This is a genomic window from Paenibacillus sp. sgz302191, from assembly GCF_057749925.1.
Window position 1 is genome coordinate 67,581 of the sequence record NZ_JBYLHY010000003.1, and the last position, 14,797, is coordinate 82,377.

At 53.2% G+C, this 14,797-nt stretch carries 16 protein-coding genes; 8 read left to right on the top strand and 8 right to left on the bottom strand.

Annotation, left to right across the window (positions count from 1 at the left end; genetic code table 11):
- Positions 1 to 116: 116 nt before the first annotated feature.
- Positions 117 to 1,835: a methyl-accepting chemotaxis protein gene (locus AC3G2T_RS05100; RefSeq protein ID WP_488434757.1), complete on the bottom strand. Its 1,719-nt coding sequence runs from the start codon at positions 1,833 to 1,835 to the stop codon at positions 117 to 119.
- Between the two features lie 1,133 nt (positions 1,836 to 2,968).
- On the opposite strand from AC3G2T_RS05100, the gene dat reads away from it, so the two are divergent.
- Positions 2,969 to 3,799, top strand: a complete 831-nt coding sequence (gene dat, locus AC3G2T_RS05105) for a D-amino-acid transaminase (RefSeq protein WP_488434758.1) — start codon at positions 2,969 to 2,971, stop codon at positions 3,797 to 3,799.
- Between the two features lie 217 nt (positions 3,800 to 4,016).
- Here dat and AC3G2T_RS05110 read toward each other — a convergent pair whose 3' ends face one another.
- The gene (locus AC3G2T_RS05110) at positions 4,017 to 4,856 is read right to left on the bottom strand and encodes a lipoate--protein ligase family protein (protein ID WP_488434759.1); all 840 of its coding nucleotides are present in this window, start codon (positions 4,854 to 4,856) and stop codon (positions 4,017 to 4,019) included.
- Between the two features lie 145 nt (positions 4,857 to 5,001).
- Here AC3G2T_RS05110 and AC3G2T_RS05115 point away from each other — a divergent pair, with 145 nt between their 5' ends.
- The 3 genes from AC3G2T_RS05115 (at position 5,002) to AC3G2T_RS05125 (ending at position 8,864) form a co-directional block, all read left to right on the top strand.
- The gene (locus AC3G2T_RS05115) at positions 5,002 to 6,783 is read left to right on the top strand and encodes a DEAD/DEAH box helicase (protein ID WP_488434760.1); all 1,782 of its coding nucleotides are present in this window, start codon (positions 5,002 to 5,004) and stop codon (positions 6,781 to 6,783) included.
- Positions 6,780 to 7,775, top strand: coding sequence for a YqhG family protein (locus tag AC3G2T_RS05120; RefSeq protein WP_488434761.1), 996 nt, complete (start codon positions 6,780 to 6,782; stop codon positions 7,773 to 7,775). Before AC3G2T_RS05115 ends, AC3G2T_RS05120 begins: the two co-directional genes overlap by 4 nt.
- Before the next feature lie 132 nt (positions 7,776 to 7,907).
- Complete coding sequence (locus tag AC3G2T_RS05125; RefSeq protein WP_488434762.1) at positions 7,908 to 8,864, top strand: hypothetical protein; 957 nt, start codon at positions 7,908 to 7,910, stop codon at positions 8,862 to 8,864.
- Between the two features lie 68 nt (positions 8,865 to 8,932).
- Here AC3G2T_RS05125 and AC3G2T_RS05130 read toward each other — a convergent pair whose 3' ends face one another.
- The 3 genes from AC3G2T_RS05130 to AC3G2T_RS05140 form a co-directional block, all read right to left on the bottom strand.
- The gene (locus AC3G2T_RS05130; RefSeq protein ID WP_488434763.1) at positions 8,933 to 9,583 is read right to left on the bottom strand and encodes an SGNH/GDSL hydrolase family protein; all 651 of its coding nucleotides are present in this window, start codon (positions 9,581 to 9,583) and stop codon (positions 8,933 to 8,935) included.
- A gap of 172 nt (positions 9,584 to 9,755) precedes the next feature.
- Entirely contained in the window at positions 9,756 to 9,959 is a 204-nt protein-coding gene (locus AC3G2T_RS05135) for a YqzE family protein (RefSeq protein WP_488434764.1), read from the bottom strand.
- A 76-nt stretch (positions 9,960 to 10,035) separates the two neighbouring features.
- A complete protein-coding gene (locus AC3G2T_RS05140) occupies positions 10,036 to 10,317 on the bottom strand; it encodes a hypothetical protein (protein WP_474679339.1) in 282 nt (93 codons plus the stop codon).
- A gap of 284 nt (positions 10,318 to 10,601) precedes the next feature.
- Here AC3G2T_RS05140 and AC3G2T_RS05145 point away from each other — a divergent pair, with 284 nt between their 5' ends.
- The 3 genes from AC3G2T_RS05145 (at position 10,602) to AC3G2T_RS05155 (ending at position 11,699) form a co-directional block, all read left to right on the top strand.
- A complete protein-coding gene (locus tag AC3G2T_RS05145) occupies positions 10,602 to 11,012 on the top strand; it encodes a YjdF family protein (protein WP_488434765.1) in 411 nt (136 codons plus the stop codon).
- Between the two features lie 95 nt (positions 11,013 to 11,107).
- Complete coding sequence (locus tag AC3G2T_RS05150) at positions 11,108 to 11,335, top strand: hypothetical protein (protein WP_488434766.1); 228 nt, start codon at positions 11,108 to 11,110, stop codon at positions 11,333 to 11,335.
- A gap of 112 nt (positions 11,336 to 11,447) precedes the next feature.
- On the top strand, positions 11,448 to 11,699 hold the full coding sequence (locus tag AC3G2T_RS05155; RefSeq protein ID WP_488434767.1) for a hypothetical protein: 252 nt from the start codon (positions 11,448 to 11,450) through the stop codon (positions 11,697 to 11,699).
- 234 nt (positions 11,700 to 11,933) lie between these two features.
- Here the strand turns inward: AC3G2T_RS05155 and AC3G2T_RS05160 are convergent, their stop codons facing one another.
- Positions 11,934 to 12,275, bottom strand: coding sequence for a winged helix-turn-helix transcriptional regulator (locus AC3G2T_RS05160; RefSeq protein ID WP_474679342.1), 342 nt, complete (start codon positions 12,273 to 12,275; stop codon positions 11,934 to 11,936).
- A 105-nt stretch (positions 12,276 to 12,380) separates the two neighbouring features.
- Between AC3G2T_RS05160 and AC3G2T_RS05165 the strand changes: the two genes are divergently transcribed.
- On the top strand, positions 12,381 to 12,773 hold the full coding sequence (locus AC3G2T_RS05165) for a RidA family protein (protein WP_488434768.1): 393 nt from the start codon (positions 12,381 to 12,383) through the stop codon (positions 12,771 to 12,773).
- 176 nt (positions 12,774 to 12,949) lie between these two features.
- On the opposite strand, the gene AC3G2T_RS05170 is transcribed toward AC3G2T_RS05165, so the two are convergent.
- Together AC3G2T_RS05170 and AC3G2T_RS05175 are read right to left on the bottom strand one after the other, a co-directional pair.
- Positions 12,950 to 13,603, bottom strand: coding sequence for a Bax inhibitor-1/YccA family protein (locus AC3G2T_RS05170; RefSeq protein WP_474679344.1), 654 nt, complete (start codon positions 13,601 to 13,603; stop codon positions 12,950 to 12,952).
- 261 nt (positions 13,604 to 13,864) lie between these two features.
- Positions 13,865 to 14,605, bottom strand: coding sequence for an SDR family oxidoreductase (locus AC3G2T_RS05175; protein ID WP_488434962.1), 741 nt, complete (start codon positions 14,603 to 14,605; stop codon positions 13,865 to 13,867).
- Positions 14,606 to 14,797 lie beyond the last annotated feature (192 nt).

A 14,797-nucleotide genomic window follows, 5' to 3' on the forward strand; every position in this document is an offset into this window, starting at 1 on the left:
TTCTATCAAACGCTTTCAATACTTTTTTTCGCAAACTTCAGTTAAGCGCTAACCCTTGTTCGCGGGATGAAAAAAAGACCCGACTTCTCAGACCTTTTCCCCTATCCCGATTATTTTTATATTTGGAATTTGCCCGCCGCGCCGTGCAGCTCTTCCGCCACAGACGTTAGCTGGCCGGCCGACTCGGCGATTCCGTCAATCGACTCCAACTGCTGTCCTGTCGTATCTGCAATATGCTGGGCGTATGCGGAAGACGTTTTGGCCAGCGAGCTTGTCTCCGCCATAGATGCCGCGACCTCTTCGGAGCTTGCCGCCATTTGCTCGGCGGCGGCCGCGACTTCCTGAATGCGCAGCGTGACTTTCTCCGACGCCCGGAATATGCGCTGAAACGATTCTCCTGCGGTATGTACAACGGCAAGGCCGGCATCGACTTCCTGCAAACATTGCTGCATCGTGCTTACGGCCATCTGCGTTTGGCCGAAAATTTCCCGAATCAGCTCCGTAATTTGGGCGGAAAATTGCCCGGACTGCTCGGAAAGCTTTCTCACTTCTGAGGCGACGACGGAAAAGCCTTTCCCCGCTTCGCCCGCCCGCGCCGCTTCAATCGAGGCGTTCAAAGCGAGCAAATTCGTCTGCTTCGCGATGCCGCCGAGCATGCCTACCATGCCCTCGATTTTTTGCGAATGGACCTCCAGTTCCCGGATGACCTGATCGGCTTTCCTGACGATGCCGCTCATATCCTCCATGCAGCCGACGAGCGACTGCAAGTCCTGTTCACCCTGCTTCGCCTCGCGGAAAGCTTCCATCGATATTTCCGAAACTTCCGACGACGTTTCCGCAATGCGCTGCACGCCGACAGTCATTTCATTCATCGCCGTGTTCGCTTCCTCGAAGTTTTGCACTTGCTTCTCCGAACCTGCCGCGACTTTGCGCATCACTTCCGCCACTTGATGCGTCGCTTCCGACGTATGTCCGGAGCTGTCGAGCATCTGCTTGGACGAATCGGCAACCAGCGAAGAAGCCTGCTGAATGCGGCGCAAAATATCTCTGAGACTCGCCTTCATCCGGTTCAAAGAAGCGACCAGCTCGCCGATCTCGTCTTTATTCGCCACCTTCACGTCCGCCTCGGTCAATCTGCCCTGCGAAACGGCCTCCAGCGCTGCCGAGACAAGCCGGACCGGCCTGGAAATGTTGCGCGTTATGAAAAAAGCGAGCGCGAACCCGGATAAAGCGGCCGCAAGGAGGACGTACAGCGTGCTTTCTTGGCCGGCCTGAAAAATATCCAGACTTTCCTTGGAGGCCGCAAGCGCTCCGTCATGCTTGATACGAACCAAAGCGTCCAAATAATTGTTCAACCCGCTGAACGATTTCTCCGCTTCGCCGAGCAGAGCCTGCACCTCTTGCGTTTTTTTGCCGGAGCCGTTCGTCAGGTTCGCTTCTTTGCTGAGCTCGACGAATTTCTGATGGTTCGCTTTGTAGGAGTTCCATTTATTTGTAAATGCTTCAAAGGTGCGCTGCTCCTGTTCGACCGTCAGCGTCGGGGCGATTTCCTTCAGCTTGTCATCGACCATATTAATCGCCGCCAACGCTTGAGTCTCCGTCATCTGGCGCTGGTTCGGGTCCGTCATGACAAACATCAGCGCCTCCATCGCATGCACCCGTTCGGTCAAATAACTGATGTTATTGACGGCCTCGACTCCCGGAAGCCATTCATTGCTGATTTCGTCGCTTTTCGCCTGCATCTGTTTCATGTTCGCGATACTGTTCCAGCTGACCGCCCCCGACAGCAGCAATACAATGATAAATCCGGAAAAAAGCTTGCGTCCGACTGTCATTCGCGGCACCCTAATTCGCATCCGATCACCATACCTTAGTTCATAGTGTTTTTTCTAAATTATATAAAAATGTAACCCCAGAATTCGACATTTTTTATGTAATTTGTTTGTAAATACAAAGAGCCCGGGCCCCCGCACAGAACGTGCATTCCCAAGCTAAGAACGGGCGCCGCCCAATGGGCCAAAGATGGCGCTGCCTTCTGGCGAAGCGGCCCCGACGTCCGCAATGTCTGCAGCATGTGGTCGACCGACCGCCGTCATACAGCGCAACACCGCGCACTGGGAGCTGCGCGCGGTGCGAAAGCGGGCTTGCTGGACGCACGCAAAACCTGCGATTGCTGCAGGCTGCAGCCCGTTGGACGTCCGCAAAACCTGCGATTGCTGCAGGCTGCAGCCCGTTGGACGTCCGCAAAACCTGCGATTGCTGCAGGCTGCAGCCTGTTGGACGTCCGCAAAATCTGCGATTGCTGCAGTTTTTCGCTGGAAGCGGATCGGTTTTGGGAAAAGCCTGCGAAAGTGCAGGCTTTTTCGTCGGGAGCGGCCCGTTTTATGGAAAAGCCTGCAATTGTGCAGGAATTTCCTAAGAAAACGTGCCAGTGATCGTGTATCCGCTGGAAAAACTGCACTTTTGCAGCAATTTTCCGTTGCAAGCGATTCGTGGAGCAAAAAACTGTACTTTTGCAGGTTTTCTTCTTCTCGCCAAGCAGATGCGTGATCTCTCAGCAGACAAGTTTTTCAACGAGCTCAAAAGTGCTCTAAGCGAACAGTTCGTTAGAAGGAAGAAGCCTGCGATTGCGCGATGGTGCAGGATTTCCCTGCCATGCTAAGCCCGAATCCTACTTTGTAGCGAAATTACAGCAAATTCTCCACGCAGTAACCGGCCTAAACAGTATTTTCACTCTGAGAGGCAACGCCACATGACTTCACAGAGTTTTTCCACGTTTTCCGCGTATTGACCGCCATCATATGACGGTCTTTTTGGCAGCGTTCCAAGCTGCTGTGCGGCAGTGACCCAAAAAGAGGCTGCCTGTCCCCAGCGCTCCTGCCCATCAGCTGATTGCAAAATTGCACACGAGTGCTAACATATAGAGATGGATGTATGTTCATAAGAACTTTTTGAGGAGGCAGCACTCGTGTACTTTTACAAAGATCATTTTGTGGACAAAAAAGATATGGCCGTATCGCCGGACGATCGGGGTTACTATTTCGGAGACGGAATTTACGAAGTGTTTCGCATTTATAACGGGGAATTGTACGAGCAGGACGCCCATCTTCGGAGATTAGTCCGCAGCGCCGAAGACGTCCGGATCGAGCTGCCTTATTCGACGGAACAAATCAAAGATATTTTGGCCAAGTTGGTCCGGGAAAGCAGTGTCGTGGAAGGCACGCTGTACATGCAGATCACAAGAGGCGAAGCCCCGCGCGCGCATCCTTTTCCCGCTCAGGCCAAACCGGTTATGATGGCTTACTGTACGGAGGTAAAAAGGCCGGAAGCGACGATGAGCAGCGGCATTTCCGCCATTACGACGGACGACATCAGGTGGCTGAGATGCGACCTGAAGACGCTCAATCTGCTGCCTAACGTCATGGCGAAGCAAGCGGCTCTCGACCACGGCGTGCAGGAAGTCATTCTGCATCGTAACGGTACCGTAACCGAGTGCAGCGCCTCCAACGTAATGATGATCCGCAGCGGAGTGCTATATACGCATCCGGCCAACAACCTCATCCTTCACGGCATTACGCGGGCCGTCGTGCTGCGGCTTGCAGAGTCGCTGGATATGGATGTGAGAGAGGAACCGTTTACTCTGACGGATTTGGCGGAAGCCGACGAGGTGTTCATCACCGGAACAACGGTCGAAATTACGCCTCTTGTCCGCATCGACGGCCGGCCGGTCGGAACGGGCGAACCTGGGCCGCTGACGCGCAAGCTGCAGCAGCAATTCGAACGGACTTTTGCGAAGTAAGGAGCCGTCACGCCTTCTTTCCCTCCAACAGCCTGAAGTTTTTACAGGTTTTCCGTACGAGTTTGCAACAGTCTGAAGTTCCACAATCTTCCCGGCCATTTGCCGGTCAGCCGGCGATATCCGAGCCACCATCATGCCCGGATACCGCCAGGCAAGCGGCCGTCAGCACAAAGACGCCCCAGAGCTCTATTCGAGCCGCTGGGGCGTCTTCCTTCGCTTATCTGCGCAAATTCCACTCGTCCGTCCCGTACTTTTCCCGCACGAGCCGGTCCGCCAGCTCCGCTTCATAAGGCGTCAGCTCCGCTTCCTCCAGTTCGACGCCCAAGCCGTCGGCAATTTCCCTGCGGAACGCCGCCTCCACCTGCTGCAGCGTTACCGGCTCCTTGCCTTGGGCGCGCAGCAGCTCGTTGATGGCGACCGCTTTTTTCAGGAAGCTTTGCTTCATCCGTTCCGCCACCTTCTCATTCGAAAAACGCAGCAGACGGAACAACTGGTCCGTGTCCATATCGAGCAAAATCGAGCCGTGCTGCAGGACGACGTCCTTTTGCCGAACCTGGGCGCTGCCCGCCACTTTGCGACCTTCGACGACGAGCTCGTACCACGAAGGAGAGTCGAAGCAGGCGGCCGAGCCCGCAGACGCATATTTCTCCTTCTCTTCGTCGGTCGCCAGTTGAACCATCTCCGCGCCGAGGCCGAGCGCCCGGAAGCCTTGAAGCAGCCCGACGCTTAGCACGCGGTATGCTTCCGTTACATTTGCCGGAATGCCAGGGTACGTTTCCGATACGATGATGCTGTACGTCAGCTCCTTGTCATGCAAAACGGCTCTGCCGCCCGTCGGCCGCCTTACGAAGCCGATCCCTTCCGCAGCGGCCGCCTCACGGTCGACCTCCTGCGCTTTTTGAAAATAACCGATCGACAGCGTCGCCGGACTCCATCCGTAAAAGCGAACGGTCGGCGGCACCTTGCCTTCGCTGTGCGCTGTTAAAATCGCCTCGTCTATAGCCATATTTTCAGCAGGAGAACGGTCTCCTGTGTGTACGAACCGCCATGTTGCCATCGTTATGCACTCCATTCTTTCATTTATTGCTGCATCCTCTGCATTTCATCATACCACAACCGGGTGGAAAAGTTATGAAAGCCCCCTTTTTGGACATACTAACACGTATTCGCACGTATGTGCACGATCAGGAGGAGGCCTACCCATGCGCCATAACGAACAGCAGGAGAACATTCGCCCCATTCATGATCACCTTCATATGCATGTTGACCGGGAATGGTTTGCCGAACTGGACAGCCGTGTGCGCGGAGGCGGCCCCTGGGACGACTGGACGCTGTACCAGCTCGCCTACGAATCGGAAGAATCGGCCCTTATCCCCAGCTTCGATGAGCTGCAATGCCTCGTTCATTTGGGACAGCTCGAACCGATGCCCCATCAGCTTGAGACCGCCAGGCGGGTGCTGAACGAAATGCGCGGCAGGGCCATACTGGCCGACGAAGTCGGGCTCGGCAAAACGATCGAAGCCGGATTGATTCTCAAGGAGTACATGATCCGCGGCTTGGTCCGCAAAGCGCTGATCCTCGTCCCCGCCTCCCTTGTGCTGCAATGGGTACGGGAGCTGAACAGCAAGTTCGGCATCCACGCCGCCGCGCAAAAGAAAGCTTACATGTGGCAGCAGTGCGATGTCATCGTTGCCTCCATGGACACCGCCAAGCGCGACCCGCACCGCGAAATCGTCATGGGCCTGGAATACGACATGCTGATTGTCGATGAAGCGCACAAGCTCAAAAACAAAAAAACGACCAACTACACGTTCGTCAACGAACTGCGTAAAAAATATTGCCTGCTGCTGACCGCCACTCCGGTCCAGAACGATCTGAAGGAGCTTTACAATCTGATTACGCTGCTCAAACCCGGCCAGCTCGGCGGGCAAAGCAGCTTCAAAACGAATTTTGTCGTCGGCAAACGGATACCGAAAAACGAAGACATCCTCCAGCAGGAGCTGGCCAAGGTCATGATCCGCAACCGGCGCGGAGAAGGCGGGCTTCAATACACGAAACGTATCGTCAAAAACATCCCGCTTACGCTTTCGCCCGAAGAGCAGGCGCTTTACGACGGCGTGACCGATTTTGTGCGCACCCGCTACCAGGAAAGCGTCGGCGATCTGACCAGCATGCTGTCGCTGATTACGCTGCAGCGGGAAGTGTGCAGCTCGCGCGACGCAGTATTTATTACGCTCGTCAACCTGTTCAAAAAAACGGCCGAAGATTCGCCGGTGCGGGCCAAAATCTGGGATCTCGTCGAGCTGATCCGCAGTATCAAAGCCAATACGAAAGCCGAAAAAACGATGCAGCTCGTGCAGGAGATCGGCGAGAAAGTCATTATTTTCACGGAGTACCGCGCTTCTCAGGAATATTTGCTGAATTATCTCAAAGAACGCAAAATTAGCGCCGTTCCTTACCGCGGAGGCATGAACCGGGGGAAAAAGGATTGGATGATGGACTTGTTCCGGGGCCGGGCCCAAGTGCTGGTCGCAACCGAAGCCGGCGGCGAAGGGATCAATCTGCAATTTTGCCATAATATGATCAACTTCGATCTGCCGTGGAATCCGATGCGCGTGGAGCAGCGAATCGGGCGCGTGCATCGGCTCGGCCAGACGCATGACGTGAACATTTACAACTTATCCACAACGAATACGATCGAACAACATATCCTGTCCCTGCTGCACGAAAAAATCAACATGTTCGAAATGGTGATCGGCCGGCTGGACACGATTTTGGAGCGGATCGAAAAAAAAGGTTCACTCGAATCCTCCTTGTTCCGCATGGTGATGGAATCGGGCTCGCAGGACGACATCCGCAGAAAGCTCGATGAAATCGGCTCCGCCTTCTCCGACATTCAATCCGAGGTGGAGTCGGAGGAGCAGGCTGCCAGCCGCCTCCGCTCCCTGCTGAACGCTGCCGGCGGCACTGAGGTCGGACCATGAACAAACGAAACATTCATACGTTCGTCATGCGGTTTCTCGAAGCCTACGGCTGCACGATCATGGAAAAGACGCCGGCTTATGTGACGGCGAAGCTTTCGCCCGAAGCCGACAAAGAGTTGACGGGCCGCCCGTATTATTGGAGCTTTGTGGAACGCACAGGCGCACAGGCGGAGACGATGACCTACAAATTCATCTTCGACCCGGAGCAGATGAAAGCGGAAGCAAAGCCGAAGCAGCAGGCGGCGGGCGCACGGGGGCCGGCGGACCCGAACGGAGCTGCGGCGGGTTTCCCTGCTGCTGCTGCGACAAAGGACGGCGGTTCCGATAGCATTCTCGGCCGTTATTTCGGCTTTGTGCCGACCCAGGTGATGACCCGCGTGCCGCAGGACGAAGTGACGTTCGGCAGCCGGCGGCTTGAGCAAATGTTCGGCATCGTCAGACAGCGCGGACGGTTCGTCCATTTGTTCGAGGAGCCGTTCCCGCTGCAGGCCTCCGCCCGCAGCACACTGACGTACGACCGGTGGTTCTGCGTCAACTACAAAGTCGAGCTGGCGTGCGACCGCAAGCGAAGTGAGATCCACTCGCTGGCCATCCGGCTCGCCGGCGGCGAAATCCGCGAGCATTTTCACAAGCATCTGCTTACCAAAAGCTTGTCGCCGAAGCTGCCTGTCGGGAGCTACATGCTGCCTGACACGCTCTCTCTTCCGAAAGCGGTCAACGCTTTGGAGATGGTGTTGGAAAGCAAAATCCGCGCCATCGATCACAGCTGGGCGGACGAGGCCAATGAGCAGCACCGCAGTGAAATCAAGCGCGTCGAATCGTTCTACAACGGCCTCCTGCTCAGTGTCGAGCCGCAGCAGCGGCCCGAGGTGGAGATGCAGTGCCGCAACCGCTTGCAGGAAATCGATTGGCAGTATAAGCCGAGAATCGTCGTTTCTGTCGTCAATTGCGGACTGTTTCATTTAAACTCGGGGAGTGCGACCAGAAACTGACGCAAGTCGCTAAAACTTTTCAAATATGCCGCTACAGGTTCTAACATTCTTTTTAATACATAAGTTTTACAATAAGGACATACAAATATCGGTTGGACATATCCTTATAGACGGGTAGGTGAACGGTTGCCAATGAAATGGATCGCTTGGACTGCCGCTTGTCTGATTAACGCGGGCGCTCTCCTCTTTGCCCCGGTTCATACGTCTGCGACTGACGATTTGAGCCGGACAAGCCTTATCGTTGTTCAAAAGGAAACGAACCGGGCGCCTGTACCCGCCGCCGCTCCGCAGCAAGCAGTGCGAGGGGCCAAGCCGTCAAGCATAGATGAGGCGGTCGGCAGCTGGAAAGCGGCGCTGGCCAAGGAAAAAGGCTTCGAAAGCTGGCAAACGGCGACCTGGACCCGGTATCCGCTTGGGCCGGGAACGCACGGATGGGTCGTCATCGTCAGCAAAGACGGACAAGAAGTCGGCTACATGGTCGTAAGCTCAGCGGACGACGGCTCGTTCCAACTTACCGAATACGGAACCGGCGGCAAGCCGTTATTCAGCCTTGCAACGCTGTATCGAACTTTGATGCAGCAGGAACTTATTCCCGATACTTTATCGTATTCCGAATTTATCGATAGTACGGCGGTCACCAAAGAACGGCTGTATACGGACTCGTTCGCCGCAGTCTGGAAAATTGGCAGGGAAGGCCAAACTTATTACGTGGACGCAAAATCAGGGGAACTGCTGCCTATTAAGGCAGACCCGAAGCCGGCGAACGAGCCGCAGCCGAGAGCCGGCACGCAGCTTACGGGAACCGGCCAGGAGCTTCTGCTGCCCTCCTTCGATCCTTACGAGCGGCTTCAGTGGGTGGTCGGCAGGCCGGCGGCTATCGGCGGCCCGCAGGACCTGCAGGCCGAGCTTCAAGTGAGCAAAAACCTTACATATGTAGCCGAGCTGTTCGATCACCAGGTTACGCTGCCGCTCGCGGTCATCGGCTACCGCCAGTGGGATGTGAATGAGCCCTACCTCATTCTCGATCATGAAGGCCCGCGTTACGTTCTCTTTCGATCGGCTGTCAAGCAGGGCAGCATCTACCCGTAAACAGCCTTTTCAAACGGCAAAAGCCTTAGCACCGCAGTACAAACTGCGGCAGCCAAGGCTTTGTTCGTTTAGTTCCAGCGGAACCCGATGCCGCGCAAAAATGCGTTGGCCAGCAGCGTATGCCCCACATGGTTCGGGTGAACCCTGTCCCAGGCGACGTACGCCGGATAAAACGTTTTCAGAAGCGCTTCAAAAGCGGCTTGCGTATCGACAAAAACGGAATTTGTTTGTTCCGCTATGCGCTTCACTGCCGCGCCATACTGATCCATCATGCTGCGCATGGCATCCTGCGGATTCGGCTCGATGTAGAACGGCGTCATCAGCACGATGCCTTTTACATGCGGCAGGGTGGAAGTTACAAGCGTCCGCAGCGTCGCCTCGTACGTTTCGAGATCGACATGGCATTCCGGCTTTGTCGGGGAGTCGAACTGCCGCCACACATCGTTAATGCCGATCATGACGGACAACCAGTCCGGCTTTTGATCCAGCACATCCGTCTGCCATCTTTGCTGAAGATCGAGCACCGTATTCCCGCTTGTGCCTACATTGACTGTGCGAATTTCAAGCTCGGGGTACAAAGCGTTCAACTGCCCGTCGACCAACGCGACATATCCTTTGCCCAAAGCGCCGAACAGCCCTTCGCCAATCGGCCTCGCCCGCTCACAGTCCGTAACGGAGTCGCCGATCATGACCAGTTTGTCGTACATTTCCAACTTCATCTGATTACTCCCTTTCTGCTTGTTCATACCTAATCCTATTCCTAATTCGCTATGCAGCCCAAAAAACCTCCCGGCAAAAGGCAGGCAAAATGCGCTGCCGCTCGCCGGGAGGCTTTATGAGTTTGTCCCGATGAACTCCAATTGATATGTATGCAAAATAGCGTGCAGACGCTCAGCGAGATTTTCTTTTGCCCGCTCTGATTGTATCGAACAGCATCCGCGCGGCCAGCGGCAGCATGCCAAACCAGCGGGTTTGCCAATGTTCCCGCTGCTCCTTCGTGCTTGTTTTCGCCTGTTTGCGCACGTCTTTCGGCGTTTCTATGTATGTCACAACCTGCTCCGTGATGTATTTGACCAGATCGTCGTTCTTAGCCATTGAGCCACCTGCCCTTCCCTCCCTAGTGTTGCCATTGCCGCGCAAGCTTAACCGGGTCGGACAGGCGGGAAGGCGTTTAAGAGACTCTGCCGCCGCTCTCAAAAATGATCTTATCCGCAAACGATTTGATCGTGCTGCAGCCCACCAGTATCGGCTTGTTTACGCACTGCAGCAGCAGCGTCTGGCTGCCCACATCCCAAGCGTACTGAAATCCGACATTGAGGCCGGATACCGTAATCGCAAACCTTCCGGAGGGAGCGTTCGGGATGGAAAAGCCCTGTTTTCTGCCAATATTTTGCAATCCTTTGAAAACCGAAGACGAAATACCTCTATAAGTCCATGTGCTGCATGCCGCCATAGGTCATCTCCCCTTCACCATTGTGATCAATTAATTGTATGTGCCGGGGATGTGAAAAAGTGCTTGTACATAAACAAATCCAACGCCTAACCTGCTCGCCCGGCGCGCGGATTTGTTTCTTTGCAATCGTTTTTTCCTTTGGTGGCGCAGCGCAGTCCTTCTATAATGGGAATGAGCGAAAAAACACGGTCCGGTTGGTAGTCCGGATGCATAGATGACGCTATGCCGTATCCTTCCCCCTCGGGATGTCCATCGCTGTTTGTTGAATCAGGAGGGGAATATGCATGAAATTGACTGTTTTTTTTGAACAGCCCTTCTGGGTGGGCGTCATCGAAGAAGAGCGCGGGGGCAAGCTGCGCGCCGCCCGCTACGTTTTCGGCTCCGAACCTTGCGATGCGGAGGTTCTGGACTTCGTCCGTACCCCGATGATCGGCTGGCTTGAACGGGTACGGCAGTCCGCCGCCGTTCAGCCGGCCGCCGAACGGCGGATCAATCCCAAACGCGCCCAGCGCCTCGCCGCGCAAGACATGCAGCGGAAGGGCGTCTCTTCGGCCGCCCAGGAAGCCATGAAGCTTGAGCTTGAGCAGCGCAAGCAAGAACGTAAAACGCGCTCGCGTACGCAGCGCGAAGAGAGCAAGCAGTTGAAGCGCGAGATGAAGCGCATGAAGGCAAAAGCGAAGCATCGCGGCCGGTGACGCCGGTTTACAAGAATAGAAGCCGAAATTCGGCTTCTATTCTTTTTTTCCCCGCATATACTAGAACAACTAGAGAGAAAGAGGTGCGTTCCGGAATGTGGAAAAGCATGCTTCACACCGATCAATTGAAAATTTTGATTCATCCGGGAGACAAGCTGATGGAGCTTCATGTCTCCACGCAGGAGGAGACCGCGGTCCCGGGTGCCGTCCGGTTCAATCATGGCGAGCTCATCCAGTTGATTCATACTTTGCTGGAAATCAATCGGATTTTCCGCGGCGACATCCCTTTTTATGCGGCATCCTCGGCCGAGCGTTCATCGTAAGTAAGGCTGCCGTAAGCCGTGGAGCGGAAAACCTGTTGATGCCCGAGACAACACCGGCTATTCTGAGGCCCCTCGCAAAAGCGGGGCTTTCCCCGCCAACGAACCGGCAGCAGTGCGCGAAAACCTGCAAGCTTGCCCGCCGGAACTAACGTTCATCGGCAATTTCAGAAAACCTGCGAAAGTGCAGGCTTTTTCTGCAAAAATGGATCGTTTTGGTGAAAAGCCTGCGATTGTGCAGGAATTTTCGCTTAAAGTGGCACTGAGCCCATATTCGCGGCGAAAAGCCTGCACATTTGCAGGAATTCTTCGCAGCCAGCGGATCAACCGAGCAAAAACTGTACTTTTGCAGGTTTTCTTCGCGTGACCAGTCAGATTGTGCGACCGGCTCTGGCGTATCGGTTGCTGAGCAGCCTGCGACGCGGTCTTTTCGCCAAAATGAACTGTTCTTCCACAATAACCCATTAAAACCCGCACTTTCGAGCAATCTCGCGTGTTTTCTCCCCAGTCCGGCCTGTCAAGCCGCCTTATGACCGTCCGCCGTACCGCAATAGCCCACACCTTGTTAGCAACAACACCGAGCGCAATTGGAAAACCGGATTTAATTATTTCGGTTTTTTACTCCCCACTCACATAACCCTTCCAATATGGGTAATAGAGTTTCCGCTTTATCCGTGAGACTGTACTCGACTTTAGGGGGAACTTGAGGATACTCTTTCCGTTTCACAAGACCATCCGCTTCCAATTCTTTTAGTTGTGAACTCAATGTTTTAAAAGTAATAGTTCCTATTTGTCTTTTCAGATCATTAAAGCGAACCGGTTGGTTTTCTGCTAAAAGGTAAAAAATGACCATTTTCCATTTACCGCCAATAATCGACATTGTATAGCCAAAAGGTGTATCTTGAATATTTTTAACCTTACCTTTATATTCAGCCATACTCATATTTACACTATCCTTTCAGGTAGTACCTGTCAAAAAAGTGCGTACTACTTTTTAATTTGTGCTCAGTTTATACTAACCTTACTTTGAAGTAAAGGAGAGAAAAAAATGACTATTGCTCAAACCTACAATCACGGTGTTGCATGGGAAGAAGCTTTCGGCGTCACCCAAGGCTACAGCGTCAACGGCACCATCTACATCTCGGGACAATTTTCCCACGATATGCAGGGAACATTCGTTGGCGAGGGCGATATCGAGGCCCAGACCCGGCAGACGCTGAAGAACCTCGATAGAGTGCTGGCGGGATTTGGTGTCACGAGGTCGAACATCGCTGAGATGGAGGTCTTTCTGACAAATCCGCGGGAGCATTTCGAACAGTGCGTCGTTCTGTACAAGGAGTATGTAGGCGATCATCGGCCGGCCGTCACCCTCATCGGCGTGTCGGGTCTGGCGTTCCCTCATCAACTGATTGAAATCCGCGCCGTCGCACACATCGACTAACTCGGCCGCCGCGGTCTGGGCAGCGCCGAGCGGTCAGGCTTCGAAAGCGGCAAGGGACTATCGCGGATGCCCTTTCATGCCGCCGGGACGTCGACAAAACAAAAGCACCTCCGGCAGCCGTACGCCACGTACGGTCCGAAGGTGCTTGTTCTGCCGGCTTGATGCCGATCCGCCGATTAATTCCGGTTAATTCCGGCGATAGAGGCCAGAAATCTGAGGATGTACAAGAACAAATTGATGAAATCCAGATAAATGTTCAGCGCCGCTAACGGCACTTCCTCTGCGGCTACGCCGTCGCGGTACTGGGACACGTCGTAAAGCACCCATCCGCTGAAAATCAGAATGCCGATCATCGACCATACGAGATTCATGACCGAACCGAAGGACACAAACATAGAGATGAGACTCATGATAACGAGTCCGATTGTCGCAGCAAACAGGAAACCTCCAAGAAAGCTGAAATCTCTTTTGGAACGGTGCGCGTAGAAAGCCAAGCCGCCAAAAATCGCAGCTGTCGCAAAAAATGCGCCGGATACGACTTGCGCGCCGAGCAAGCCGCCGTATTTCATAATTACCGGATACAGCGTTACGCCGGAAATAGCGGTGAAGGCGTACAGGAATCCGTAGCCGATATTTTTGCCGCGCATCCGGATTACGATGGCCGCCACCAGCATGACAAGTTCCGCCACCACGAACAGCATAACTAATTCCGCAGGAACGACCAGGGCGCCGATCAACGTTCCGATAAAGGAAACCAGCAGCGATAACGCGAATGTCTGCAGCACGTGAGCAAAGCTGCCTGAGTGAGAAGCTGTAATTGTTCTTTCCACGAACGTTCATCCCCTTTGTAAAAAGTTGTACAATCTATACTATGTATTATATCCTTATTTCATGTAAGATGCCACATACAGGATGCTAAAACGCGTACGCGATTGGGAAACAAGCGGAAAACAAGTCAAAGATGAGGAACATAAAACCCGCGAAAAGCCTTGTAGAATCAAGGTTTTTCGCGGGTTTTTCCGTCTCTTTCAGACACCACAAGGCTTGAAGAAGTCCACGTAATGCGCTGTACGATTTTTATATGAAAAGCTTTAATTAAGTCCTCCATTTACATGCAAGGTTTGACCAGTAACCCACTGGGATTTATCGCTGACCAGAAACTCAATTACGTTTGCGATATCCTCCGGCATACCGATACGGCCAAATGGACTCATGCTTTTCATGAATTCGATTTCTTCCTCCGTTTTCCCCACTTTAAAATGTTCGGTGGAAACAGGACCTGGTGCTACTGCGTTAATGGTAATTTTTTTAGGACCGAATTCCATCGCGAGCTGACGAGTGAGTTGTTCAACCGCCCCTTTTGTACCCGTATATACACTCATTTCAGGAAATATTAGTTTTGTCCCAGCTGTGGAGATATTAACGATTCTTCCGTTCTCCCCCATGTGTTTCATTGCTTGTTGACAAGCAAAGAAGATACCTTTGACATTAACTGCGAATTGTTTATCATACTCAGCCTCTGTTACCTCGGCAAGGGGATTGGTTATCATCACTGCCGCATTATTGATTAGAATATCCACTCTGCCGAACTCGGCTAGTGTTTTTACGAACATTTCCTCGATCTCATTAACCTTACTGAGATCAGCACGAACCGCTATCGCATCGCCGCCTTTTTGAATAATGCCTTCTGCCACCGCTGCTGCTTCTTCCGGACTACTGGAATAATTTATGGTCACTTTAGCACCTAAATCAGATAGCTGCTCGGCTATGACACGTCCAATTCCTCTGGAAGATCCAGTAATAATCGCTACTTTTCCTTTTAAATTATTCATGTGTATTTTACCAACTTTCATATTTTCTCCCATCAAAGATAAGGGTATATAATAGCCCCTCTCTTCATTCGAACTTTAACACTTAGATGTCTAACTGTCAATAATCTAATTATATTCACACCTGTTGACAAGCCCATTAAATCCTTATATAGTTCCATTACTGACAATTAGAAGTATAACAGTTCAAGAGCA